Here is a 25,881-nt window from a genome sequence, read left to right as displayed (position 1 = left end):
CATATCGAATTTTTATGATATCAATTGTATAAAAAATATGATAAGGTTATCATTAATTTTACACTTAGTAATTTCATAAAACATGAATTCACAATCAATTGCAATTTTACAATACGTCTAAAAAGATTATTTTTTTTTGAATAAATAGTATGATAAGAAGAATTTTTTTTTTTTTCATTTTACACGAAAAAAAAATGTAAAAAGCACACTTTTTATTATTAAAAAAGAGGCAAATCATTGTTTTCGATTACCATTTTTTACACTCTAACTGCAAATAATTACGAAACAGTCAACTTAAACAACAATATGATATAATAGTGTAAACCTGAAAAACCCAATATATATGACAGGTTTATTTGAAAATTTTGATCATCTTTTCAAAAAAAAAATCCTGCAAACTTTTAATTTTACAGGATTTTCATTTATAGCAAATTTTTATTTTCCATGAGAAAGGAGAAAGCTTCTTTCACCGCTTGTTCGGGACTTTTTGGATGAAAGCCAAGTTCGTTTCTGGATTTAGACAGATCAAAGTTCTGTTGTAATCCTGAAAACATTGCAATGTCTTTTGTTGTCAACACCGGAGGTTTTCCACTAATTTTAGCTGTAAATTCCATTAATCCGGCCATTGCATAGAGTACAAACTTAGGGACAGCACCCGGTACTTTGATTTTCAATTCCGGATAAAGCTTTTGAGCCAGCTTGGTAGTATCGGTAATGGTCATACATTTTTCATTGGCTAAAATATACCTCTCTCCTGAACGTCCTTTTTGCGCAGCGAGATAACATCCTTCTGCAACATCTTTCACATCTACCCAGTTCAGTGTTATTTTGGTATCCATGGGAATTTGCTTATTTAAAATCAGTTTCAGTACACCGTAAGAAACATTCAGAGGAAGAAATGCCTCACTGCCTATCATGGCACCCGGCAGTACGGATACCAGCTCTATTCCCAATTCTTCAGCGAGTTGAAAAGCGAGTTTTTCGCCATCGTTTTTGGAATTATAATACATATCCCGGCGGTCGGGATTATAGCCATTGCTTTCTTTAGCGGGAAGACTGGTATAATCCAAAGCTGCAATAGAACTTACATAGACAATTCTTTTAACACCCGCTTCGGCAGCAGCTTCAATAGTATTACGGGTCCCGCTCATATTTACGTCGTAGATTTCCTTTTTAGGATCTTTAGCCCACAATTTAAATGAGGCTCCAACGGCATAAAATGTATGAACACCCTGAAGAGCCTTAATGAATGAAGCTTTGTCCGTAATATCAGCCTGTACCACTTCGCAGTCCAAATCGTTGAAACATTCTTTGTTTTTGATGTTGCGAACAGATGCCCGGACCTTAACTCCTTTTTTGATGAGTAACCTTACGAGATTGTTACCTAAATGTCCGTTTGCTCCTGAAACCAATACTAAGTTTCTGTTTGTCATATCTCTTGATTTTAAATGATACTGCAAAGTTCAGTGTTGCTCATTCAAAATCACTTCACAAATGTTACTTAACAATCTGTTTGCGGATCCTGCTCAAACTTTTAGGGTTCATTCCTAAAAAAGAAGCGATATACTGCATAGGAACATTGTGCAGAATTTCAGGATTTTGTGCCATCAGCTTTAAATAGCGTTTTTCAGCAGTAAGCGTTGCCAGCTCCTTTGCGCGTTGTTCATTATAGGATAACGATTGCTGAAATATCAAAAAACTGAAATCTTTAAATACAGAGCTTTGCTGCATAAGCAGATCAAGATCAGGTTTTGTAATGCGTAAAAGCTCACATTCCGTAATGCATTCCAGGTTTTCATCAGATTTACTCTGACTGGTAAAGTGCGAATAGGAAGTAATGAAGCCGGGAGGACAGTTGATATGGGTGGTTATCTCATCTCCTTTATCATTATAATGGAACAACCGGACAAAACCGGAAACCACAAAATACAAGTACCGTGGTATTTTTTCTTCTTCCTCAATTATTCTGTTTTTTGGATACAGGACAGGTTCAAAATATTGAGTACACAACACCCGGTCTGAATCTGAGAGCTTAACATTTTTTGAAATAAGTTGATGTAGCTGATCATGCATAATATCACAAAAATAACAACTTTCAACTTAAAAACCCCTTACTTCTGTAATTCCACAAAATGGTTATATCTGATTATTTATATTGTCATTTTTATAGTGATCACAGCTTATTTACTCATGCTAAGCTTTTTAATCATTCCTTTAAAAATAATACCATGGAATGGAAGGACCATGAACCAATATATTCTCCCCCACAAACCTTTTGGACGGAATACGGCTTTCTGCCATATTTTATTTTTATATATTTTAAACATAAGCCATGCTTCTCCGGGGAGCTTCATTTCGGCCAGCAATATAAGCCTGCCATCTTTACGGTCGGCATATAAAACCCGCCAGAAGTCCAGGGCATCTCCTTCTTTAAGATCTAAAGGATGTCTTCTGCCTCTTCTGAGCCCAGGCCCACCAAAAAGTTTATCCATAAACCCTCTTATTTCCCAAAGTACCTGCCCATACCATCCATTCTTCCCTCCCAGCTGAAAAATCCTGTTCAAACAAGCTTCCCTGTTGTCATATTCTTCACTTCTGAGATCTGTAAAACAGCCATATTTGGGTACATCATGGTATTCTTTTAAAGTGGAATCACCCCGGCTGCTAATAAAACTGTCTTTCCAGCTTGAAATTATTTCATTGGACTGAATTTTTGCCAAGGTCCTTCTGACAGCATTTTCATAAGAAAACGGCTGTATCTGTGTGATTGATTTAATCTGAGCCAGGCTCTCCGTTCTGCAAACAACTTCTACTTTCATACTTCCTACAAGAGCCTTTGCCAGGTGAAAAGAGGTTGAGGTAATAAAATACAGCCAATAAGAAGAAAGCTTTGGAGTCATTACCGGAAGGGTAAAAATGGTTCTCTTTAATCCTCTTACATCAGCAAATTTCAATAACATCTCTTTATAGGTAAGAACATCATCACATCCTATATCAAAGTCTTTGCGGTAAGCCTGTTCTTTAAACAAAACAAAAATCAGAAAATCCAGGACATTCGCAATTCCTATTGGCTGGCATTTCGTGTAAAGCCATTTAGGAGCTATCATTACAGGTAGTTTTTCAACAAGGTCTCTTATAATTTCAAAAGAAGCACTTCCTGAACCAATAATAATACCAGCCCGAAGAACGGTAACAGGAACTTTACCCTCCATAAGGATTTTTTCAACCTGATATCGTGAGCTTAAATGCTTTGACAATTGTTTTTCATTCACCAGGCCGGAAAGATATACAATATGTTTGCATTGTGTCTTTTGAATATACTCAGAAAAATTATAAGCACATTTCTTTTCCAGATCTTCATATTCATCAGCAGTACTCATGGAGTGCATTAAATAATATGCTCCCTTAATATCTTCAGGGATATTATGTAAAGTTTCGGGTTTCAGAAAGTCGACTTCAATAACTTCAATGAAATTATTATCAATATCCTTAACGGCCTCAAACCGATTGATATCCCTGCAGCAGCATACTACTTTATACCCTTGTGCAACGATAACACTTATCATTCTTTTACCAATATATCCGGTAGCACCGGTAAGCAGAATTTTTTCCATGATGTCTGAATTTAAATGTATACTAAAAAAAACATTATGCTCCAGATAAGACATTATATTTTCTCCAAAAGATGACCAAAGTAATTTTTTTTCTTGACAAGATAGCTTTCATTCATTTCATTGGATTCAATTTCCAGGGGAATTCTGCTGTTGAGAATGATTCCACTGTTCTCTATAGACCTGACCTTATCAGGATTGTTGGTTAGCAAGTTAACCTCTTTGATTTTCAGGACATCGAGGATTTCAACGGCTATATCAAAATTCCTTGCGTCTGCCGGAAGTCCCAGCTTCAGATTGGCTTCAACAGTATCCCATCCCTGTTCCTGAAGTTCATAGGCGCGGAGTTTATTAATGATCCCGATGTTTCTTCCTTCCTGGCGGAGATAAATAATCACTCCCCCGTTTTCAGACATATATTTCATAGCAGCATCCAGCTGTTGGCCGCATTCACATTTTTTAGAATGAAAAACTTCTCCTGTAATGCATTCCGAATGAAAACGTACATTTACAGTGGTAGTGACATCTGTATTTTCTGCTACCCATACCAAATGAGGAGTCCAGTCTTCTTCATTTTCTGAAAATGCATATACAGTGAATGTCCCATAATCTGTGGGGATTTTTGATTGTGCTTGTATTTTGAGCATTTTTTCTGATTTTACGTTACTATAATTTATTTGTCAAACGGACTTTTTTTATCTTGTTTTACCCAGATAAGTTTTGATGTATCATAACCTATTTCCTGCGCTTTGGAGATGAAATTCTGTTTTATATGATCCGGGATGGTTTTCTCACGGGAAAGAATCCACAGATAGTCCAGGTTTTTTCCTGCAACCAGTGCATATTTGTATTCTTCCAGCACAATTACATTATATCCGGCATAAAAAGGTCCGAAAAAGCTCACCTTCAGAGCTGCAACGTTTTTGTCTCCCCTAAATTTAGCAGTACCATTTGCTGAAACCCATTTATTCTTTATTACATTATATCCGCTGTTGAGTACCTTTACACTTCCGTCTGCATTAAGGCTGTACTGAGCAATGGCATTATCAAGATCTCTTTCAAAACGATAATCAAATCTTGCTATTTCATACCAGGTGCCTAAATATTTATTGACATCAAACTGTCCGACAGGCTGGGCCTTTTCAGGCATAGAGGAACAGGAAGTTATACTACTTAACAACAAAAAGCTTAGTAATACAGTAATAATTATTCTATTTTTCATTTTTAGTTATTTTTTTAAAGACATAAATATTGAGTAAAAACTGGCTGTATCCGTACACGGCATCTTCAACAGGAATGGTTCCCATTCTCACCCCTAAAAAGTCACCAGGATTATAGTTAACCACAGGGGAAGGAATGAAAGATCCTGTCAGGATTCCGTTCACTGCAAAAAAACCGGGCATCAATACCAGATATACAAAAGTGGCTTTACCTATCCATTCTTTTTGGGCAATAAAATGCAGATAAAAAAGCGTGGTAATCGTTACGGTCACAGTAAGCAAAGTATATATTCTCTCATAATACAGAAGCCCCACAACACCAAGAACAATAAAAGCTGTAAATACAATAAGATTATTTAAAGCCGTAGCCCATGCCAGCGAAAAAAACTTTTCCAGGCAATAGTAAGTAAATACACAGGCGAAAGGAATACAGTAAAAAAACAGCCATTCCTCAATGGGAAGTCCTGCTATTTTAAATCCTAAAGTGTAGTTAAGATCAAACCACCATACCCCTTTTGCCGTGAACCATATATCCCAGGCAATAAAAGGAATGGCCACAATGGTGGATGACAGGAGAAATTTCCCAAAAAGCTTATTAAAATGTATCCTCCTATCAAAAGAAGCCACGAAGCAAATAATGATAGTGAAAAAGTTAATCAGTATGTAAGTATAAGGCATCATTTTTTATTGATATACATTTTAAAATATTTAACAGGAACCCACAGAAAACCGAAACATTCTCCATCTTCTTTTCCCACATGTTTGTGATGCTGCTTATGAGCGCGTCTGATGGCAAGGAAATACGGATTGTTTGTTTTGGTGAAAATCTTCGCTCGCTGATGAATAAAAATATCATGTACAAAGAAATAGGCCATTCCGTAAAGACTAATACCCAGTCCGATAAAAAACCAGTAACTGAAATCCTCTTTCACTCCCAGGTATAATAAGGCAATAGCCGGGCTTGCAAAAATGAAAAAGAACCAATCATTTCTTTCAAGCTTCCCATTATGGCTATGATCATGATGATCCCGGTGCAGGCTCCATAAAAAGCCATGCATAATATACCGGTGGATAAGCCATGTTGCTCCTTCCATGGAAATAAATACTGCCAGCACGATCAGAATATTCATTTTAATGATGTTTATTGTTAAAACGCTGATGTAAAACCCTATATCTGAAATCGAAAATGTTTTTGAGCTTTTCTTTTACAAATAACTGGTGGGCTATTTTACCTAAAAACCCCATTGGAAGTTCATAGTCTACCGTATCTTGCATGAGTACTCCATGGTCATTAGGAATAAATTCATGAAAATGATTCCAGTGTTTGTAGGGACCTTCTTTTTGAAAGTCAGTAAAGCTTTTATAGTCTTCCACCTGGCTTATAACAGTTTTCCATTTCATTGGAATTCCCAATACAGGAGAGACTGTATAATCTATCTCCATTCCTTCGGATATCGCATCACTACTCTCGGAAAGAACCACAAAATTCATACTTTGAGGGGTTATCTGTGATAAATTATGAGGGGATGAAAAAAACTCCCATGCCGTTTCAATAGTGCAATTCAACTGCTGTTCTCTATATAATCTGTACATTATCTATTTGTTATTGATTATTAATGTCCCAAAAAATCATTCACCCATACGCTGCTATCAGAAATAAGCAGATTTATAACGGATATAGCTTTTGAAAGCAACCAATAGCTTTTGTGAATTGGCAATTCTGATCCTTTGCTGCAGGATATTCTGGGAACTTGTTTTCTTTATTTTTTCAAACAAAGACAGGTAGTATCTATAGGCCAGATATACTCCGAAAATAGAAGAAGCCGGCAGTTTTTTAATCCCCTGTAATGCTTCTTTAAATTCTTCGTCAATTTCTTTTTCAATCCTGATTTTTACTGTATTATCAAAAACAGACATATTTAAGGATGGAAAATAGGTTCTTCCTAAAATCTGATAATCATCTTTCAGATCCCTTAAAAAATTAACTTTCTGAAAAGCTGATCCCAGCTTCATTGCAAAAGGCTTCAGTTTCTCATATTGCTGCTTATTGCCTTCTGTAAATATCTGCAGGCAAATCAGACCTACCACTTCTGCCGATCCGTATATATACTCCTTATAGAGCTCCGAATTATAATCAATTGTATGAAGATCCATTTCCATACTGTGTAAAAACTGATCAATTAACTGTACATCAATGTCATATTGACGGACGGCTTCCTGAAATGAATTTAAAATAGGATTGAGGGATATGCCATCTTCCAGCGCTTCATAGGTTTCCGCTTTTAGTCTCTTCAGAAGCTTCTCTTTATCATAACCATGAAAACTATCAACAATTTCATCGGCAAGTCGCACATACCCATAAACAGCATAAACAGCAGGTCTGATGGAAGGCTTCAATGCCAGTATTCCCAATGAAAAACTGGTGCTGTATTTTTGAGTCGTGTACTTACTCACTTCATAAGACAATTCATCAAACAATTTTTTCATATTATTTTATTTTTAATTTACTGACTTCAGCTGCTACAATTTTTCCTGAAATTACAGACGGAGGAACACCGGGACCGGGAACCGTTAACTGTCCTGTATAAAAAAGATTCGTGATTTTTTTATTTCTTATTTTGGGTTTTAATACTGCTGTCTGTGACAATGTATTGGATAAGCCGTAAGCATTACCCTGATAGGCATTATAATCGGAAATAAAGTCACTCACACAATAGCTTTTTTTATAGTCAATTCGGGAAATAATATCGGTTTCAACGGTATGTTTTTCAATTCTTTCCAGCATTTCTGTTAGATATTTTTCTCTTACCTGCTCATCATCATATATTCCGGGGGCCAGCGGTAATAGCAAAAAAAGATTCTCACAACCTTCAGGGGCTACATCAGGATCTGTTTTTGAAGGGCAGCATACATAAAAAAGCGGCTTAGAAGGCCATTTTTTATTTTTATAAATACAATCTATATGATTATCGAGCTCATTTTCAAAAAACAGGGTATGGTGTTTTAAGTGAGGAATTTTTCCTTTGATGCCCAGATAATAAATGAGGCATGAAGGCGCAAATGTCCGGGTTTCCCAGTATGCTTTATCATAGTTTCTCAGTGATTTAGGTATTAATGTTTCCGTATGATGATAGTCTGAGGAAGCAATTATGGCATCAAATTCATAATTTTCACCATCTATTGTTAGGGAAGCTGCCTTTCCTTTTTCGATATTGATTTTCTGTACATCATGATTAAAATGAAAATGTACGCCCTGTTTTTCTGCTACTTTTTTCATCGCAAGAACGAGCTGGTAAAAACCTCCCATCGGGTACTTTGTTCCCAACACATATCCGCCGTAATTCATCAGGCTGTAAAGGGCTGGAATTTGTTTTGGTGAAGCTCCAAGAAATATCACGGGGAACTCCATCAGCGATTTAAGTTTCGGATCTGTAAAATAACCTGAAACATAAGTTCTGAAATTGCTTAAAAGATCAAGCTTCAGTGTACTACCTGCTATTTTCAAAGAAGCAAATTCAAACCAGCTATAACAAGGTTTTTTTACAAACTCTTTCATTCCCACTTCATATTTGAATTGAGCAGACTTCATAAATTTATCATACTGTCTGGCTGCTCCGGGTTCAATATTTTCAAACAGCTTACGGATCTCTTCATTGTTCTCAGGAACTGAAACTTTTTCTTTTGAAAAAACCATCTCAAACTGGGGGTCTAAAGAAACCAGACTGAAAAAATCGGATGTTTTACAATCGAAATCAGCAAAAAAGTCTTCAATGATATCAGGCATCCAGTACCAACTGGGTCCCATATCAAAAACATATCCTTCATCCGTCACAAATTGCCTGGCACGGCCGCCAGGACGATCATGCTTTTCAAATACATGTACTTCATTTCCTGATTTTGCGGCATAAGCTGCAGCAGACAGCCCTGAAAATCCAGCGCCTATTACCGCAATTCTCTTTCTTAGGTTTCCAGTATTCATTTATTATATTATTTATGTAATAATTTAGCAGATCCTTTTACTGCTGTTCAGTTCAGTTTTTTATATGCAGCTTCTATCAGATCACCCACTTCAAAATTCATCCGATATAAAGAATAATGAAATTCATCCAGTTTAGAGAGTATGGTTATCAGAAGCATCTGCTCAGCATGGGTCAGGTTTCCTGCCACTACCTTTGAAGCTTTTCGAATTTCGTCCATATGCTCCTCCAGTACAGCAAGCCCTTTATCTGTGATGTGAATATGTTTTGTTCTCTTATCTTTCGGAGAAACGGTCTGTTCTATCCATTGATTATGAATCAGACGATTTATAATAAGCACCCCTGAAGATTTTTCACTTGCATTGTGTTTTATAAGTTCCATTTTTGTCATGGCTCCCATCGTTTTCAGACTGATCAGATAGATAAAATCATCCTGGCTTGAAAAAAAAGACTTTCCTATCGATCTTGAATACATTTTCGCATACCGGCCTATTCTTACCAATAAAGTATTAATTACACTATCAGAACTTCTTCCAGATTGCTTCCCGATCCAAAGCGGATTTTCTGACTCAGAATCTTCTTTAAAAGAATCATTCATCCATTTTTTAAACCCCTGAAGATCATTACTATATAATATGCCATCTTCATTTTGTTCTGTAAACTGCTGAACGAGTTCTACAATTGCTTTTATAAAATCAAAATTCATATCAAACAAATTAGTACACAAATATACATATTAAAGTATATAAATATACTTTTGATTTTATTTTATTTTACTTTACATAAAAAAAGCATATTTATATTCCAGTGAATGATGGGAACAAATATTTACCTAAACGGCTAAAAACGGGACCCTTAGGCATAAATTATAAATGACCAATAGCTTCCATTATTTATGAAGAAAATATTTCTGCTGATGCTGGGTACAGTGCTCTTTAGCAGCATCGGACGTAAAAGAGACGCCTCTGATTTTGATTATAAAAAGATTGAGAAAATAGCGGATAGCATCAAAATTCAGAATATTACCGTCCATAACCTCTTTAAATCTCAGATCCTTGCGCACAGATCTAAAGATTTTGATTCAGCTATAATTACCCGCAAAGTTTACCTGCCTCACAGAAAACTTTGGGACAGCTGCTATGGAGCTATATTTGGAGATGATAACGGGAGGCTGTTTCATAATGAAAAGGGCTTAATGGGTTGGAACAGAACTCTTTTTAAAAAAGAGAAGTCACTGATAGTGGATATTTATAGACTTACTCCTGAGGAAGTTCTTAGAAAAAGTAATTATGATGGTTATATTGAGAAATTATAACTAAAAATAATGTGCTGTAAAAACATAAAATTACTGCGATTCTGCCACAAACTCAATGAGTTTATTTAAAAAATTTACCGGGTGAAAAATAAAAAACCTGCAAAATCTTTAATTTTTGCAGGTTTTATCAATCTTTTAATGCATTTTGAAACTTTTATCAATTGCACCAAGTGGAGAATACGGGATTCGAACCCGTGACCTTTTGACTGCCAGTCAAACGCGCTAGCCAACTGCGCCAATCCCCCATTGTTATTGTAAGGCGGTACAAAAGTAAGTATTTAAATGATATTTGCAACTATTTTATAATTTTTATTGAATTAAAATTAATGAAGATAGGCTCAGAGACCATAAAATCCACTATTCTCTATGGAATAACTTCCCAATTAATACTATTTTTGTCTGAAATTATATTACAATCATGCAACTTTATACAGAAAGATTAATTCTACGCGATATTACTATGAATGATAAACAGGATATTTTTGATTATCGTTCCGATGCAGAAGCGAATCAATTTCAAAGATGGATTCCTGAAACCTTGGAAGAAGTGGAAAGTTTTATCCAAAGAAATACTAAAGAATTCAATCAGCCTGAAAGCTGGTATCAGTTGTTGATTACGGACAAAGAAACAAAAGGGGTTATCGGGGATATCGGAGTTCATTTTATAGGAGATGAAAATGTACAGGTAGAACTGGGAATTACCTTAAATTCCTCTTTTCAGGGTAAAGGATATGCTTCTGAGGCTTTACAAGGTATTATTAATTTTCTGTTTAATGATTTGCAAAAACACAGAATTACAGCTTCTGTGGATCCTGCCAACACAGCTTCTCTTCAACTGATGGAAAGAATCGGATTAAGAAAGGAAGGACACTTTGTGAAAAGTCTTTTCTGGAAAAATAAATGGGTTGACGATGTTATCTATGCGGTTCTTCGTGAAGAATGGCCTGGAAAATAGTTGTTCTTAGATGATCATTTATTTTGCTGCACCACACAAAATGAATTTCCTTTTGGATTCAGAAGAACAACATAATCAAGCATCCTATTATAGAAACTTCAGATCTTATAATGATATTCCATAGAAAAATATAGTAACCATACAGCCATCAATGGAACAGCAAATATATCCTACAACACTGTATATTTTTCGTAAAATGGAGTGAATTTTGTTCTTACGATAGTTAAAGTAACCAGGTCATTGCAAATCAAATAAGATATAATCATTGTATGAAACCACTTTCTAATGGTAACCGTAATCCAGTTATCATTTTCACTCAATGAATACATCCCCTCTTTTAAATGCATAATAACATGATCCTTATTCTTTCCGTTTAATGAAAATAAGTCTTTCATAATCTTTGGTAATCTTTATAATTTTTAGTTTAACAAGTTTTTATGTCGGCTTATTTCATGGCTAGCTTTATTATTCCAAATGTAGTGAAATACAGAAGGCTTGTTTTATGACACCAATCATAAAACGATTGTTAAAATATCCTAAAACAGGCTTATTTCAGTTATCTTTTTCTTAAATTTTTATTTCTGTTATGAATCCCGTCCTGAACATTCCGGCTCTTTTAATTCTTAAAAACGAAAGTCCAAATCATGAGCGGAAGGTCTGAAATTGGAATGCATAGCAGCTGTAAAATAGTCACAAAATACCTGATATACTTCGGAATGAGTATCTGTAGCCCGGATTCCCAGCTGTGTATAAACAGTAAGGATCTGATGGGATAATTTTCTCACCAGCTCTACTCCATATTCATGAATCCCGCATTGTTTATTCTCCGAAATTTCTTTGTGATCACCAAGTATATTTTCAACGTCTCTGGCAATGGTTAAAACTTTTTCCAGATGCTTTTCAACAGATTCTGCGAAACTTTTAAAATTAATCTGAGGACGAATACCCTCTGCCTCTTCAATAAAATGAGAAGCTATTCCCAGATAATTGACCAAGAGCGTCAGATCTGCAAAAACCCGAAACGGAATACTGTCCAGAATATCATTCGTGAAAAAGGAATCGTAAACAAAACTGTACTTTTCAGTTACAATGACATTTTCAATGGAAAATGAATAGGTACCGCTCGCTTTCATTCCCATAGATTTCCAGTCGGGAATAATTTGAGCCTGCTCTTTTGGAATAATAAATGAACGGATGATCTCATTACCATTTTTATCTGTAAGGAGTTTCCCGTTTTCCGTAATCCTGGCATTCAGGGTAAAATGGGTCAGATGAGGTGCTCCTGTAGCAAAATTCCATAACCCATTGACCAAATAAGTGTTATCATCTTGTTTTTCTGCTGTACCACCCACCATTCCGCTTCCTCCAAAGCAGGTTTCAGAATGGGTGAATAATAACTTGGCGACCTCAGGCTTTATATTTCTGGAAAAATAATTAGCTCCTGCACAAAGCGTCAGCATCCAGCCAAAACTTCCATCAGTTTGAGCCCAGCCAAATAATGCTTTAAGTCCTTCTTCAAAACGACAGCCGAGTCCTCCATATTTTTTGGGAACCCAGATTTTAAGCAGTCCTTCTTTATGAATATATTGCATTACCTCATCAGAAATTACAGAGGCTCCATGAAGTTCCTTTCTTATTTCTTTAGTATTCAGCATTAGCTTTGGATTTAATGATTTTTTGCCACTCCATATACCCGGAAATAGCCACTAAAAATAAAAATGATGTGAGAACAGCATATAGATATAATTCTTTATGAATCATCAAGGGGATGGAAATAATATTACTGACATTCAGTATCACCCAGTTTTCAATTTTTCTTCTTGCCATGAGCCACATTCCTGCCCAGGCAAAAGCACTTACCAGAGAATCCCAGATTGGAACATCGGAATCAGTAAAATGAGTAAGAAAAGACCAGAATAAGATAAACGTTCCCAGAACAATACCTCCTGTAATCCATTTTTCTGTGGTGGTAGTAACGGAGATTTCCATTTCCGATTTTTGTTTCCCGAATTTCCAGTACAGCCATCCGTAGATGCTCATGATCAGATAATAAAGGTTTAAGGTAAATTCAGCGTAGAGCTTTGAAGTAAGCATCACATAGAGTGTAAGCAGAATCCCTGCAATTCCGAAAAGATAGTTGTTGACATTGTTTTTACGGGCCAGTAGAACCTGAATGACTGAAAATAAGACTCCAAACCATTCCGGTAAAGTAATTTGTTTTAAAATGTCCTGCATCATATTAATTGTTAGAAATCAAATGATGAGATGATAAGTAATCAATCCCTACGCCGGCATTATCCGGATCAGGTGTGGAAATATATTCCTGGGTATCATCTCAGCCACTGTTCTGTAGCACCCCATTGTGAGGCAAAGGTGCAGTTTTTTGATGTAAAAAGAAAGGACTTTGGCTTTTATTTTCAGATATGACCAGGATTATAAAGAGTTCGGCAGGTAAGTTTTAATTTTATATCTAACTTAAAAATTATATTATGGATCATCAGCAGGAAATATCGGTACTTAATGATTTACTTCATATTATCAACGACAGAAAGGAAGGTTTTGAAAAAGTAGATGGGAAAGTCTGGGAAATGTATCCGGATGTAAAAGATGAATATGAGCATATGATTTCACAATCGAAAATCATGAAAAACGAACTGATTAACCTCATCACAGAAAAACAAGGTATTCCGGAGGACTCAACGTCTGTGGCAGGAGCTGTTCACAGAACATGGATTGACGTTAAAAATTCTTTTACCATGGGAAATCTGATAGAATCTACCTTAGAAAATGTAGTATTTGGCGAAAAAGCAGCGATAGAAGCCTATCAAAATGCACTGGATACGGGTGATCTTAGTACAAAAAGTACTGAAATTGTCTCTGAACAGCTTCGTAACCTGAAAGATTCCTATAGACAGTTTAAGAAAATTGAAGAATATAAAAAGAAAGAATAACTCAAAAAGAGGCTGTCTCAAAACTCAAACAATCTGACTTTGTTACGAAGGAAGAATCTTATTGATAATCTAACAAATGAGATTCTTCATTACATTACATTTCACTCAGAATGACGTTTTTGAGACAGCCTTCTTACTATAATCAAGAACAAATAATATTTAATCCTTTCAAAATTATTAAATACTTTCTGTTCGGACTTATGATGCAAGTCATATACACTCAATATTATTTGACAGCATTTTTGGCTTTTTCCGATTCATGCAAATGATGCTCGAGTGTAGGAAGGGTCTTCGCTGCAAAAGATTTTAATGAGGCTTCTGTTCCTTCTGATGCCTCTTTTTTGAATGCTTCTACATCTTCTTTATGATCACTGACCATAAGATCCGTATATTTTTTGTCAAAGTCCTTTCCTTTCTTAGCTTTCAGATCATCATACATCTTCTGCTTTTCAGTATCCAAGCTTGTGGGTAAGGTATACCCGGTTTCTGAAGCCCATTTCTTGAGCTCGTCATTTGCTTTGGTATGATCTGTTACCATCATTGCTCCCAAAGATTTTACCACTGAATTCTCAGCGTTTGTTGCGGCGAGTTTTCCCATCATGACTTCCATAAGTCCTCCTATGGCTGCAGCATCTGCAAATTTTTTGTCATGATCACTGAGAGTACTTTTCTGTTCTTTGGTGTCAGACATTTTGGTAGAGTCGGATACCGTCATCCCGGATTCTGCCGGAGCAGATATTGTTGTACTTTCCCCGGATTGGCTCGTTGTTGTCGGTTCATTCTTTTTGCACGCCGTTAAAGCAGCTAATGCAAAAATTGTTACTACAAGATTTTTCATAATAATAAATTTTATGTGGTGATATACATGAAGTCAAACAATGACTTTGTTTATAAATGCAACAATTTATTTGCCAAAAAAGCAGATCTCAGCACTCAAAGTCCGATCATAAAGCATTATGAATGAAAATCCTACAGTTGATTAACCAGCCTGAAGGTAAGATTAATACGCTCTTTCATGGTGGTGACAGACTTGGCAATCCGATGTTCCCAGTTTTCCTGAAGGTCTCCTTTCATAATCAATAATGAGCCGTGAGGAAGAGGCAGGCTGTATTTACTCTGATGATGATCTTTTTTCCTGAAATCAAAATTTCTGGTCTGCCCTAAACTTACCGATGCTATCACGGGTCGTTTTCCATATCTGCTTTCTTTATCCCGATGCCAGGCGACAGAATCATGATGATCTCTGTAAAGGTTAAGCAATACAGAATTGAACTGATAACCGAATGTTTCTTCTATTCTTTCCTTTAAAGAAAGCAGTTCAGGTGTCCAGAGATTATTTTCCACTTCACCATTTCCCAATGGATAATCAGTTTTCAGATCACCATACCAGGCTGTTAAGCGGGGTGTGAGAACCGTTTTATCATACATTTTCTGGGTGCGCTGCTTCCAGGGTGCTGTTTCAAGCAAAAGGTTCTTAAGGCTGTCTGCTTCATCCTGATTCAGGAAATGTTCTCTGTATTCCAGAAGGTCTTTTGGAAATTCGTACAGATCTTCTGAGTCGAACAGGCTAAGTTGGGTCATTTTTAATCTTTATAAATTGAAAAATTTCTCTGTAAAGTATAAAAGTTGTTATTTAATTATTGTTCCCTATAAGAAAACTAAATTGATACAAATAATATCTACAAATATACTAAAACTGATACAAAATCAACCAAAGATAAAACTACTGCTTTTTGAACCTTCCAGATTTCAACAATAAAAAAGAGACCTGATCTTTTCAGGTCTCCTTTTATAAAGATTGTATTACATTGCTTTACTATTAAGATTGGTATCGGCAACTTTTGTTAACAGTTCGTCACATTTTTTTTCCTCTTCCAGTGTACTTAAAAGATTTTTAAGACACTCCTCTTCTTTTAATACTTTTGCGAACGCTGCAAGTGTACCGTATGTGGCAATTTCATAATGTTCAACTTTCTGTGCTGCTGCAATAATTCCCGCATCTCTTACTGCTCCCGGTTCTGTTTCTTCCAGTATACTTTTCCCTTCATCCAGCAGTCCCTGCATAGCATCGCATTTCTTTGCCTGTGCCTTTTTTCCTAATGCTTTAAAACATTCTTCCAGTCTTTCCACATGGCCTTCCGTCTCGGTGATATGCTTGTCGATGGCTGTTTTAAGCTTTTCACTGCTTGCATTTTTCATCATCGTCGGCAGCGCTTTCAGTAGTGCTTTTTCAGCCCAGTAAATATCTTTCAGTGCATCTTCAAAAAGATCTTCCAAACTTTTGGCTGCATTTTTTTTAGCCGGAGTTTTTGCTGTTGTTTTTGTTGTTGTCGTTTTTTTGGCTGGTGATTTTTTGGTTGCCGTTTTCGTTTCCATAATATAATAATTTAGTGATTGATTGGTGGTAAATCTGCAACTATAAGACCATTTTTGCCTGAAATGCAAAGATGTGGTATCTAAAATGAGTAAGAATATGGTTATTCTAAGACTTATATTTCTTTATCCATATACTTACTGAACCCGGATTTACAGTAAACACCGCTTTCCCGTTTTTATCCGTATAAATTTCTTCATGACGATTCTTTAAAAAATCGATATAGACTGAATCTGCATGTTCTTTTCCCAATTCTATTTCTTTATAACCTTCTGCAGTATTAGACATGATTACAATGCAGCCCGGATGCTTATCATCTCCCTTTCGTACAAAAGCTATGCAGTTGGGATGATCAAAATAATCGATCTGCTGACCGTATGCAAAACGCTTTCTTGCTTCAAGCAAATCAGGAAGTTCTTCAACCTTCGGCATAATGATATGCACTTCCTCTTCATCTTTAGTATCAATATATTCCGTACCAAAAAGATCGGGATAAAATACACAGGGATAAGCTTCATCGGTAAGAAGAATAATAGCATAGGCCAAGGGTTTAAACCAGTCTTTCACTGCAGATTCAAGAGCCTGAAGGTGCTGTGTATCATGATTTTCTACAAAAGAAACAGAGAATACCGGTTTCTTCTCCAAAAAGCTTCCTTTTAAAATCTGGCTCATATCATAATCTTTACCGTCCTGCGAAGCCTTAAAGAAGTTATAATGCAGCGGAGCATCAAAACACGAGATAAGATCAGACATTTTATCGGAAAAGTATTCTATTTTTTCTGCTTCGTCTTTCCAGAATTCCCCCAAAACAAAACATTCAGGATTCACTTCTGTTTTAATATAGGAGATCCAGTCTTTCAAAAAATCGGAGGAGATGTGTTTTAAAGCATCCAGCCGGATACCGTCTACTTTTGTTGTTTCCATATACCATCGGATCCAGCTTTTCATTTCCTTCACAACGCTAGGATTACGATATTCTATGTCAGCTCCCATCAGATAGTCATAATTACCAAACTGATGACTTACAGCGTCAGTCCACTCTTCCCCATATTCATTATGAATTTTAAAGATGCCTTTTAATTCTGCTCCTTCTTTTATGATATAATCGATACCGCTGAAGCAGTGGTGATCCCATATAAAATCCGAATAAGTTCCATTTCTTCCCGGAAAGGTAAACTTCGTATAGGCGGTAACTTCCAGATTTTCAGCAATTCTTTCATTCCGGTTTTCTTCGTTCAGCTGATGTACCGTGATATTTTCTTCTTCATCGCCTCCCATCCTATGGTTTAACACAATATCGGCATACACCGCCATTCCTACTTCGTGAGCTTTGTTTATAGCTTTTAAATATTCTGCCTTTGTACCATAGCGTGTAGCAATACTTCCTTTCTGATCAAACTCTCCAAGGTCATAAAGGTCATACACATCGTAGCCCCGGCCTTCTGTGCTGAGACTACATTTATTGGCAGGAGGAAGCCATACGGCAGTAAATCCCAAATCTCTTAAATATTCTGCTTTTTCAACAAATTCATTCCAAAGGTTTCCAGGATGATACCAATGGAAAAACTGAATAATAACTCCATTCATATCCACTGAATTTAACCGTTAATAATAAGACCTCCATTAGGATGAAGCACCTGCCCCGTTATCTGTGCTGAAGCATCGGTAGCCAGAAATAAAAAACTTGCTGCCACTTCCTCAGGAGAAGCATTACGTTCTAACGGTGGTTTATTCTGATCCTCATCCTCTTCCCCGAATGTTTTTTCAGTAAGCGGCGTGGCTACCGGCCCGGGTGCTACAGCATTCACTCTTATTCCCTTAGGTTTGGCCTGAAGTGCGAGTGATCGGGTAAAAGAAACAATAGCTCCTTTGGTTGCAGAATAATCCAGTAATTCTTCATGCCCCATATAAGCAGTAGCTGAAGTAGTATTGATAATAGCATCTCCTTGTTTTAGATGAGGAAATACGATCTTCGTCAGCAGGATCATTCCAATAATATTGGAGTCGAAAGTCTTGCGGATATTTTCTTCTTTTAGATTTTCTATACTTTCACAGGGAACCTGGGTACCGGCATTATTAATCAGGATATCTATTCCTCCGAATTTGGAAACTACTTCATCAACAACAGATTCACAAAATTTACTGTCATTAATATCTCCCTCAAACGAAAGAGCCTTTCTTCCTGTTTTTTTTATTTCCTCCACTGTTTTCCTGGCATCTTTGGCATCATGATAGTGGATGAAGGCAATATCTGCTCCTTCTTTAGCCAATAAAAGAGCGACTGCCTTACCAATTCCGCTGTCTGCTCCTGTAATAAGGACAGATTTACTCTGCAATTGCAATTTTTCCATAATTAATTGTATTAATAGCTTATTATTGAGATGGTTTCTATTTCTTATTTTCACGGTGCTTATCTAACTCTAGCTTAAAACATCCAAGTATGAATTCACTGTAATAAAGTTGAGCATTAATCGGCTTAGTTCTGGAATGCAGATCTAATTTCTCTGAAAGAACAACTTTTCCCTGGTAAGCAATAGCAAAGTAAGCAAAGAGCTTCCCCTCTGATTCTTCTACCGGAGTGGCATATCCCGTAACTCCGATAGACCAGTCGGTTTTGTAAACTTTACCTACCTGCAACGCCATTGTTTCAGCAATATGGGGAGATACACAGTTATATTGTTGAGCTTCCACAGGGTCTACCTCAAGAAGATTTACCTTTTCCTCCAATGTGTATGCCGTCATTCCGCCTTTAAAAAATTGAGAGGCATCTTTCATCTGGGAAAACGAAAACTGTAAAAATCCGGCTGTAACACTTTCAGCCGTTGAGACTGTTTCACCTCCGGAAAGAAGATATTCTCCAATACGTTTAAACAGTTTCTCCAGTTCTATGACGAAATGCACCAGCGATTTCACTGACAATGAATCAGCGTGAGCAATTTGAGAAGATTTTAAAATCATGTAATAATATTATAGTATTCAGTTATTCTTTCACGGGATCCTGTGAATTTTCTTTTTCTTTCGATAGCTGGCCCAGCTTCTCATAATATTTGTGGAGCTTGTCCAGTTCTTCCTCAGTCAGATCTTCAATATCTACCAGCCTGTTACTGGCTTTTTCATAGGATGCTATCAATTCGTTGAGTTTTATCTGAATAGCTTTAGAGTCTTTATTCTGGGTTTTCTGAATCAGAAATACCATCAGGAAAGTAATAATAGTAGTACCTGTATTGATAACCAGCTGCCAGGTTTCGGAATAGTTGAAAACAGGTCCGCAAATAGCCCAGACCACCACCAGTAAACTGGCCCCCACAAAAGCACCCGGACTTCCGGTTATACAAACAACACGATCTGAAAACCTTTCAAAAAGATTTTTTTTCATAACTAATACGATTTTAAGTAAAATGATAATCCAAGTTATCAAAACAACAGTATAAAAATTATGACTCAAGTCACTTATGCTTTTTATTACTTAGTTATTATTACAGTATATTTTCCAACAATATTTAGTTTTATTTAAAAATATGGAGAACAGCATAATTATTTTTACCCATTAAAAACAAGCTGTATTTTTCATCATTTTATTTTATAACAAATTGTAAATGAAAGATATAAAATAATTAACATATTCAAAAAAGTGAGGAATAGAGCATGTTCCAAAAACTGAATAAAATCACATCGGTAAGATTTAATACTCAATTAAAAAATAATTATCCATCTTTGCAGCCTTAAATTTAAAAACGCTAGTTTATTTCATGAGCATTATTCTTAAAAAGCGACTAATTATAGCGCTTGTATTACCTACGGCCGCCTTGTATTACGGGCAGAGTACGAAGGATTCTTTAGAGAAATCCAAATCTATTGATGAGGTGATGTTGGTAGGTAGAAACCTTTCCCAGACAGCCAAAGAGAGAAAAACGCCTGTTGCAGTTTCCAACATAAAGGCAGCAGAAATTCAGGAGAAACTGGGAAACAGAGAATTTCCTGAAATTATGAAGTCTACTCCATCCGTTTACGTTACCAAAGTAGGTGGAGGATTCGGAGACAGCAGAATCAACATGAGAGGTTTTGACGGTGCCAACATTGCAGTAATCATCAACGGGCAGCCGGTGAATGACATGCAGGGAGGTACGGTGTATTGGTCCAACTGGACTGGTTTGGCTGATATTGCCAGCAATATTCAGATCCAGAGAGGTTTGGGAGCTTCCAAATTTGTTGTTCCTTCTGTAGGAGGAACCATCAATATTGTAACCAAAGCTACCGATTCTGAACAGAAAGCAATGATCAAAGGAGAAGTTGGAAATGATAACTACTCCAGAATTTCTGCTATGTATTCTTCAGGATTAAAAAACAAGTGGGGAACAACCGTATTGCTTTCCCGCTGGCAAGGTGACGGATACATCAACGGAACCAAAGGAGAAGGTTACTCATGGTTTTTCTCTACAGGATTTAAGCCTAATGAAAAACATGCGTTTAATTTAATTGCAACCGGAGCACCACAGGTACACGATACGAGAAGGTCTTCTGCAACCGGAGCGAATGTTGCCACTTTACAGCAATTTGAAACCTACGGAAGAAGATACAACCCTCAAACAGGAATGCTGAATGATTCTCAATTCAATTTAGCACCTAACTTCTATCATAAGCCTATTGCCTCTTTGAACTGGGACTGGACAATGAATGATAACCTGAAGTTATCTACAGTGGTTTACGGTTCATGGGGACGCGGCGGCGGCGGTACTGGACTTAACGGTTCTATCAAAAACGCTGCAGGACAAACTATGAATTTCATGAACTATGGTGCAGGCGGAGACGGTACTATCAACTGGGACATGATTTATCGTTATAACAGAGGCGGTATGGTAACTGATTATAACGGAAATAGCTTCCAGAAATCAACTTTCACCGCTCCTGCAGGTTCTCCCGGTGATTACAACGGACAGTATGTTTCTACTCTGAACGGAACAAGCGGTATCGTAAGAAAGCAGAGTATCAATGCTCACGACTGGTATGGTGTAATCGCAGACCTTAATTACAAAAAAAATAACTGGACTTTCAACGGAGGTATCGATCTTAAAACATACAAAGGAGCTTTGTATGACATTGTAACCGATATGTTAGGATCTGATGCGTTATTTGTTCCTTCCACAGCCAATGCGCCAAAAGGATATTATATTAATCAAACCGTAAAACCGGAACCGCTTACCAAGCTTAAAGATGCTCAGAAAGTATCTATCCACAATGAAGGTCTTGTAAAATGGGCAGGTCTTTATGGAATGGTTGAATACAGCTCTGAGAAGCTAAGTGCTTCCGTTCAGGGATCTGTTTCTGAGCAATACTACAAGAGAAGAGATTATATGTTGTACACTCCTGGAAATCAGGAAACAAAATGGTATCACAAAACGGGTTATATTGTAAAAGGAGGTGCCAATTATAATATAGATGATCATCACAATGTATTTTTCAATACAGGGGTAATTTCAAGACAGCCCTTGTTCAATGCTTTATTCCCTTCAAACCAGAATATCTATAATGATGCAAAGAATGAAAGAATCTTCTCTGTGGAATTGGGATATGGTTTCAAATCACGTTATATAGATGTGAACATCAATGCATACAGAACGCAGTGGGATGACAGATTTATTTCAAGAACATTCAATGCTACGGCTGCAGATGTTGCAAAATTCTCCCAGTTAAGCCTTGGAAGCGCTTATTTCTACAATGCACTGAATGTAGGTCAGCTGCACCAGGGAATCGAGCTGGAAGCAAAGGCAAGACCTTTTGCTAACCTAAGGCTGAGAGGAATGGTATCAATGGGTAACTGGAAATATAAAGGAAATGCCAACTTCAACATCCTGGATGTTCAAACCAACCAGGAAATAGCAGGAGCTACAGGAACAATCAATATTAAAGATCTGAAGGTTGGAGATGCAGCCCAGACAACAGCAAGCATCGGAGCTGATTACAATATCACGAAAGCTTTCAGTATTGATGCCAACTGGGAATATTATGACAAGCTTTATGCTCAGTTCAACCCGATCAACTTCCTTACTGAAGCGGCAAGAGAAAAAGGAATTGTAAAATTGCCAAGCTATCATTTATTTGATGTAGGAGCTTCTTACAAATTCACACTTGATGCGAAAAAATCTTTAACATTGAGAGCAAACGTATACAACTTATTCAACAAATATTATATTTCTGAATTGAGCTCCAATATTTTTGCAGGTGATAAAATTGCCAATGGTCCGGATGCCGGAAAAACGTATCAGGAAGCTGGCAGAGTGTATCAGGGTGTTGCAGACGGTAATACAGGATTCCTAGGTTTTGGAAGAACCTGGTCTGTTGCGGCTACTTTGAGATTCTAAGATAATTTCATTTCAAGAATGAATCAATTGAATAGGCTGTTCCCAAAATGGGACAGCCTATTTTTATTTTAATCACAAGCGTAGAAAAACAATATTTCTTATTTTAGGATTTAAAAATTTTTTGGTTTCTTACTCTGAGCAGCCTGTATGGCTACTTCATCAATACGTTTTTTTCTGGTTTCGGGTCTTTTGGCAAGCACAATCCATTGGAGCAGCATTTTTCTTATGGATTTGCTTAAACTTAGAAAATAGGTTTCGGAACCTTCATGCTGTTTAAATGCTTTATTAAGATCTTCTGGAATGGTAAGATCTTCCACGCTATCCAAAATATTCCAGGAACCATTCTCTTGGGCAATTCGGATGGTTTCAAATCCTGCTGTTGTCATCAGATTATTTTCTATCAGCTTCTGAACCTTATCCTTATTAATTTTTGACCAGGTACTCTTCGGCTTCCGTCTGCTGAATAACTGCATAAATGAACCTTCATCAATTGTCTTTCTTGTACTGTCTATCCAGCCAAAGCAAAGAGCTTCATCTACCAGCTCGGTCCAATGAACAATGGGTAAAAATTTGATTTTCTGGTATTGCAAATAAGCCATACAGACTGTTCTATATGATGGTTCTCTTCAAGCCATTGCCGCCATTCTGCCTTTGTCCTGACATGAAAGGTCTGTTTCTCTGTAATTTTACCCATAGCTTTTTCTTTTATTGATGTAAAATTAACATACTTTAGTGACAATAGTTTGTCAGTATTAAATTTCTATTTCTTAATTATCACATTCCATAATATAGGGCTATTGTAAAGAAATAAATCATAAATTAGACAAGCTAAGTCATTAAAAAGGTTTTACTTTTTTTAGTTGGATATGGACAGAGAAACTATAAATTATATTATCAGATATTTTGGGAAATTAATGACCAGGGACGAAGCGTTAGCACTGAATCATCATATGTATACTTTGAAGAGTTCTGAAAGTGAACAAATCAGAAATGTAATGATAAAGCGGGGCTGGATAAATTCTGATCCTGAAGTCATAAAACTATTAGAATATGGATATGAAGTTTTTGAACAAAATGTTGTAACGCGGATAATTGCAGAAACTCCTGAGAAAGTTTTTTTCAATAATTGCCCGAAATGTAATAAACTTGCCCGTACTCCTTATGCAAAGCAGTGCAGACATTGTGGATACAGCTGGCATGATATTACTGCTAAATTTAAGATTGCCAGTGCTTTTCAACTTACCAACAGGAGCTTTTATCTGCTTGGGGAAATTATAGAAGGGGAAATAAATCCAGGTCAATTGATGGATTTAACGATACTAGGACTTCATAAAAAAATTAAAATTGGATCTATTGAATTAGCTGATGGAATGGATAACGAAAAACCCTCGAACAGGATTGGCCTTGGGACTAACGACCTAACGGAAGACGAAAAACAGCATTTAAAACAAAAATCTTTTATTAATCCTATTATCAATATTTTCCAATCATAATGTATGGGTCTTGAAAGAATTGATTGTTAGTACTATTTGTTTAAAGCTAATTATTTGCTATGTAAATCCATATCAATGAAATAAGCCAGATGTTCATGCATTTTTTCTACAAAATGAAGTTCCGCGTTCAGGATCTTAGCTGTTGATTTTTCAAAATTGTATTTGGTTTTGATACTGAATTCAAACTCGTCAACAGAAAAATCTTCCTCCTTCTCATAAAGCTTTTTGATATGGCTTTTCATAAGCTCATCATGGTTGTTCAGTACAGAATGAAACTCTACAAAAAGGTTGTTGTTTTCTTCTTCAAGTTTTACCAGTTTCAACTGATAGTGATATTCTACACCATCAATCAGCCTGGAATGAATATTTGACAGACTGAATAGAAAACTGTAATATTCATTAGGAGGAAATATAAGGTTATAAACTTCCGGCAGTAAGAGAATGTATTGCAGATTCTTCTTTAATTCAACATCAAAGTTTTTCAATCCCTTTTCATAATTTGTAATCAACTTATTTTGATCCTTTTCCTCCGGGAAAGCACTCGCCAGCTTATTCTCTTTCCATTCTTCCCAACTTTTCCAGAGATCAGGTTTATTTTCAATAGAAAGAATTTTCCCGCTAAGATTTCTTTTCAACTGAATATTGCGGGAAATATCTGCAAGGGCAAGACTTTGCAACAAAAAAGGCTTCATCAAAGTATCATCAGTATCACCCGTGATTTCCTGTAGTTTTATGGTGGTATTGATATCATGAGCTCTTTTTTCCTGTTCAATAATAATATCTGATGAGGTTTTTAATGAGATTGGTTTATTCTCTTTACCCATAATAAAAGTATTCTCTACCTTCAGGGTGTATTCCTGCGAGAACTTTTCCAGTTGAAAAAGAGGAATATTTTCCCCGAATAAAAAATTTGAGATACTCATTTCATTACTATTGTATACTCTGAATGCCTTTATTGCTGAAAATGAATTTTATATATTTCATAATTCCAACTCCAGTTTCTGATTGATAGTCAGATCATTATTTTAAGCTGGTACTGATGGAAGCTGATTAAATAGATTCTCGTAATCTAATAGTACTTCATAGTCTAAATAATCTTTAGGCGTATCAAACCAATGTTTAGATAAATCTGCAGTTCCAAATTGTTCGATGAGTACTGTTTTTTCATTTTCTTTTACAAATTCCTTCAAAAAAACATTGTCTTTTTTCTTATTTGAATAGAATAATAGTGTTTTTCCAAGATCACCATACCAGGAAATTTGTTTTAAAAAAATTTTATTGTTATTATATTCCTTAAAATCTCCTTTAACGATGTCACCTTTGGAAAAGACTATCATTAAATTATGCTTAAGTATATTGTTATCATAAAAATTTAATATTATACTCATAGAATCACTGGTAACCTGGCAATAAGGTTTTTCATCTTTATAATAGTTAATACTATATTCAAGTTCATTTTCAAAAGCATATCTGGCCCACTCATCAGGGGTATATTTTAGAAACTTCTTTGGAACATTCTGGCTAAACTCTGTAGATAAATGAACTTCTAATGTAGTTTGTTCATCCATTATCTTTTCCATAAGTCCATTATACTTCGAAAATTCTGTTTTATACATTTTTATAATA

The 25,881-nt window shown here is 36.2% G+C and carries 29 protein-coding genes and 1 tRNA gene; 5 read left to right on the top strand and 25 right to left on the bottom strand.

Going from position 1 to position 25,881, the window contains the following annotated elements:
* Positions 1-422 precede the first annotated feature (422 nt).
* From J2786_RS04590 to J2786_RS04540, 11 genes are all read right to left on the bottom strand, one after another.
* Complete coding sequence (locus J2786_RS04590; protein WP_047430955.1) at positions 423-1,433, bottom strand: NAD-dependent epimerase/dehydratase family protein; 1,011 nt, start codon at positions 1,431-1,433, stop codon at positions 423-425.
* Positions 1,434-1,497: 64 nt separating this feature from the next.
* Positions 1,498-2,073: a Crp/Fnr family transcriptional regulator gene (locus J2786_RS04585; protein ID WP_047430958.1), complete on the bottom strand. Its 576-nt coding sequence runs from the start codon at positions 2,071-2,073 to the stop codon at positions 1,498-1,500.
* 107 nt (positions 2,074-2,180) lie between these two features.
* The gene (locus J2786_RS04580) at positions 2,181-3,614 is read right to left on the bottom strand and encodes an SDR family oxidoreductase (protein ID WP_047433283.1); all 1,434 of its coding nucleotides are present in this window, start codon (positions 3,612-3,614) and stop codon (positions 2,181-2,183) included.
* Between the two features lie 53 nt (positions 3,615-3,667).
* Positions 3,668-4,258: a GTP cyclohydrolase II gene (gene ribA, locus J2786_RS04575; protein ID WP_047430960.1), complete on the bottom strand. Its 591-nt coding sequence runs from the start codon at positions 4,256-4,258 to the stop codon at positions 3,668-3,670.
* A gap of 26 nt (positions 4,259-4,284) precedes the next feature.
* Positions 4,285-4,833, bottom strand: coding sequence for a lipocalin family protein (locus tag J2786_RS04570; RefSeq protein WP_052186965.1), 549 nt, complete (start codon positions 4,831-4,833; stop codon positions 4,285-4,287).
* On the bottom strand, positions 4,823-5,512 hold the full coding sequence (locus J2786_RS04565) for a lycopene cyclase domain-containing protein (RefSeq protein ID WP_047430963.1): 690 nt from the start codon (positions 5,510-5,512) through the stop codon (positions 4,823-4,825). Before J2786_RS04565 ends, J2786_RS04570 begins: the two co-directional genes overlap by 11 nt.
* Positions 5,509-5,961 carry a sterol desaturase family protein gene (locus J2786_RS04560; protein WP_047430966.1) on the bottom strand — a complete coding sequence of 151 codons (453 nt, stop codon included), beginning with the start codon at positions 5,959-5,961 and terminating at the stop codon, positions 5,509-5,511. The genes J2786_RS04565 and J2786_RS04560 overlap by 4 nt, the downstream gene beginning before the upstream one ends.
* Before the next feature lies 1 nt (position 5,962).
* Positions 5,963-6,427 (bottom strand): SRPBCC family protein, encoded by a 465-nt coding sequence (locus tag J2786_RS04555; RefSeq protein WP_047430969.1) that lies wholly within the window; start codon positions 6,425-6,427, stop codon positions 5,963-5,965.
* A gap of 54 nt (positions 6,428-6,481) precedes the next feature.
* Positions 6,482-7,318 (bottom strand): phytoene/squalene synthase family protein, encoded by an 837-nt coding sequence (locus J2786_RS04550; RefSeq protein WP_047430971.1) that lies wholly within the window; start codon positions 7,316-7,318, stop codon positions 6,482-6,484.
* Position 7,319: 1 nt separating this feature from the next.
* On the bottom strand, positions 7,320-8,810 hold the full coding sequence (gene crtID / locus J2786_RS04545; RefSeq protein WP_047430974.1) for a bifunctional phytoene desaturase/3,4-desaturase: 1,491 nt from the start codon (positions 8,808-8,810) through the stop codon (positions 7,320-7,322).
* A gap of 47 nt (positions 8,811-8,857) precedes the next feature.
* Positions 8,858-9,514: a MarR family winged helix-turn-helix transcriptional regulator gene (locus J2786_RS04540; protein WP_047430976.1), complete on the bottom strand. Its 657-nt coding sequence runs from the start codon at positions 9,512-9,514 to the stop codon at positions 8,858-8,860.
* A 189-nt stretch (positions 9,515-9,703) separates the two neighbouring features.
* Here J2786_RS04540 and J2786_RS04535 point away from each other — a divergent pair, with 189 nt between their 5' ends.
* The gene (locus J2786_RS04535) at positions 9,704-10,123 is read left to right on the top strand and encodes a hypothetical protein (RefSeq protein WP_047430979.1); all 420 of its coding nucleotides are present in this window, start codon (positions 9,704-9,706) and stop codon (positions 10,121-10,123) included.
* A gap of 171 nt (positions 10,124-10,294) precedes the next feature.
* Here J2786_RS04535 and J2786_RS04530 read toward each other — a convergent pair.
* Positions 10,295-10,368: transfer RNA gene (locus tag J2786_RS04530), tRNA-Ala, on the bottom strand.
* A 173-nt stretch (positions 10,369-10,541) separates the two neighbouring features.
* Here J2786_RS04530 and J2786_RS04525 point away from each other — a divergent pair.
* Positions 10,542-11,078, top strand: coding sequence for a GNAT family N-acetyltransferase (locus J2786_RS04525; RefSeq protein WP_047430982.1), 537 nt, complete (start codon positions 10,542-10,544; stop codon positions 11,076-11,078).
* Between the two features lie 623 nt (positions 11,079-11,701).
* Here J2786_RS04525 and J2786_RS04520 read toward each other — a convergent pair.
* Both J2786_RS04520 and pnuC read right to left on the bottom strand, forming a co-directional pair.
* Positions 11,702-12,733 (bottom strand): acyl-CoA dehydrogenase family protein, encoded by a 1,032-nt coding sequence (locus tag J2786_RS04520; protein WP_047430988.1) that lies wholly within the window; start codon positions 12,731-12,733, stop codon positions 11,702-11,704.
* Positions 12,720-13,316 (bottom strand): nicotinamide riboside transporter PnuC, encoded by a 597-nt coding sequence (gene pnuC, locus J2786_RS04515; protein WP_047430991.1) that lies wholly within the window; start codon positions 13,314-13,316, stop codon positions 12,720-12,722. Before pnuC ends, J2786_RS04520 begins: the two co-directional genes overlap by 14 nt.
* A 251-nt stretch (positions 13,317-13,567) precedes the next feature.
* Between pnuC and J2786_RS04510 the strand changes: the two genes are divergently transcribed.
* Positions 13,568-14,029 (top strand): PA2169 family four-helix-bundle protein, encoded by a 462-nt coding sequence (locus J2786_RS04510; protein WP_047430994.1) that lies wholly within the window; start codon positions 13,568-13,570, stop codon positions 14,027-14,029.
* Positions 14,030-14,255: 226 nt separating this feature from the next.
* Here the strand turns inward: J2786_RS04510 and J2786_RS04505 are convergent, their stop codons facing one another.
* The 7 genes from J2786_RS04505 to J2786_RS04475 all read right to left on the bottom strand — a co-directional run bounded on the left by J2786_RS04505 (position 14,256) and on the right by J2786_RS04475 (position 19,779).
* Positions 14,256-14,867 (bottom strand): DUF4142 domain-containing protein, encoded by a 612-nt coding sequence (locus J2786_RS04505; protein WP_047430997.1) that lies wholly within the window; start codon positions 14,865-14,867, stop codon positions 14,256-14,258.
* A gap of 131 nt (positions 14,868-14,998) precedes the next feature.
* Entirely contained in the window at positions 14,999-15,610 is a 612-nt protein-coding gene (locus J2786_RS04500; RefSeq protein ID WP_047431000.1) for an alpha-ketoglutarate-dependent dioxygenase AlkB family protein, read from the bottom strand.
* Between the two features lie 222 nt (positions 15,611-15,832).
* Positions 15,833-16,405: a YciE/YciF ferroxidase family protein gene (locus J2786_RS04495; RefSeq protein ID WP_047431002.1), complete on the bottom strand. Its 573-nt coding sequence runs from the start codon at positions 16,403-16,405 to the stop codon at positions 15,833-15,835.
* A 106-nt stretch (positions 16,406-16,511) separates the two neighbouring features.
* Positions 16,512-17,990 carry an alpha-amylase gene (locus J2786_RS04490; RefSeq protein WP_047431005.1) on the bottom strand — a complete coding sequence of 493 codons (1,479 nt, stop codon included), beginning with the start codon at positions 17,988-17,990 and terminating at the stop codon, positions 16,512-16,514.
* An 11-nt stretch (positions 17,991-18,001) separates the two neighbouring features.
* Complete coding sequence (locus J2786_RS04485; protein WP_047431008.1) at positions 18,002-18,754, bottom strand: SDR family oxidoreductase; 753 nt, start codon at positions 18,752-18,754, stop codon at positions 18,002-18,004.
* A gap of 37 nt (positions 18,755-18,791) precedes the next feature.
* Entirely contained in the window at positions 18,792-19,361 is a 570-nt protein-coding gene (locus tag J2786_RS04480; protein ID WP_082001960.1) for a CinA family protein, read from the bottom strand.
* 22 nt (positions 19,362-19,383) lie between these two features.
* Positions 19,384-19,779, bottom strand: coding sequence for a low affinity iron permease family protein (locus J2786_RS04475; RefSeq protein ID WP_047431012.1), 396 nt, complete (start codon positions 19,777-19,779; stop codon positions 19,384-19,386).
* Positions 19,780-20,152: 373 nt separating this feature from the next.
* Here J2786_RS04475 and J2786_RS04470 point away from each other — a divergent pair, with 373 nt between their 5' ends.
* Positions 20,153-22,762, top strand: a complete 2,610-nt coding sequence (locus J2786_RS04470; RefSeq protein WP_047431014.1) for a TonB-dependent receptor — start codon at positions 20,153-20,155, stop codon at positions 22,760-22,762.
* Positions 22,763-22,872: 110 nt separating this feature from the next.
* On the opposite strand, the gene J2786_RS04465 is transcribed toward J2786_RS04470, so the two are convergent.
* On the bottom strand, positions 22,873-23,361 hold the full coding sequence (locus J2786_RS04465; protein ID WP_310024092.1) for a YdeI/OmpD-associated family protein: 489 nt from the start codon (positions 23,359-23,361) through the stop codon (positions 22,873-22,875).
* On the bottom strand, positions 23,298-23,456 hold the full coding sequence (locus J2786_RS23105) for a hypothetical protein (protein ID WP_510183760.1): 159 nt from the start codon (positions 23,454-23,456) through the stop codon (positions 23,298-23,300). The genes J2786_RS04465 and J2786_RS23105 overlap by 64 nt, the downstream gene beginning before the upstream one ends.
* A gap of 172 nt (positions 23,457-23,628) precedes the next feature.
* On the opposite strand from J2786_RS23105, the gene J2786_RS04460 reads away from it, so the two are divergent.
* Positions 23,629-24,255: a hypothetical protein gene (locus J2786_RS04460; protein WP_052186966.1), complete on the top strand. Its 627-nt coding sequence runs from the start codon at positions 23,629-23,631 to the stop codon at positions 24,253-24,255.
* A 50-nt stretch (positions 24,256-24,305) separates the two neighbouring features.
* Here J2786_RS04460 and J2786_RS04455 read toward each other — a convergent pair whose 3' ends face one another.
* Together J2786_RS04455 and J2786_RS04450 are read right to left on the bottom strand one after the other, a co-directional pair.
* On the bottom strand, positions 24,306-25,178 hold the full coding sequence (locus J2786_RS04455; RefSeq protein WP_047431017.1) for a hypothetical protein: 873 nt from the start codon (positions 25,176-25,178) through the stop codon (positions 24,306-24,308).
* 102 nt (positions 25,179-25,280) lie between these two features.
* A complete protein-coding gene (locus tag J2786_RS04450) occupies positions 25,281-25,871 on the bottom strand; it encodes a hypothetical protein (RefSeq protein ID WP_047431021.1) in 591 nt (196 codons plus the stop codon).
* Positions 25,872-25,881 lie beyond the last annotated feature (10 nt).

Source organism: Chryseobacterium vietnamense, assembly GCF_031454475.1.
GTDB lineage: Bacteria > Bacteroidota > Bacteroidia > Flavobacteriales > Weeksellaceae > Chryseobacterium > Chryseobacterium vietnamense.
This window is presented reverse-complemented; position numbering and strand designations above follow the sequence as displayed.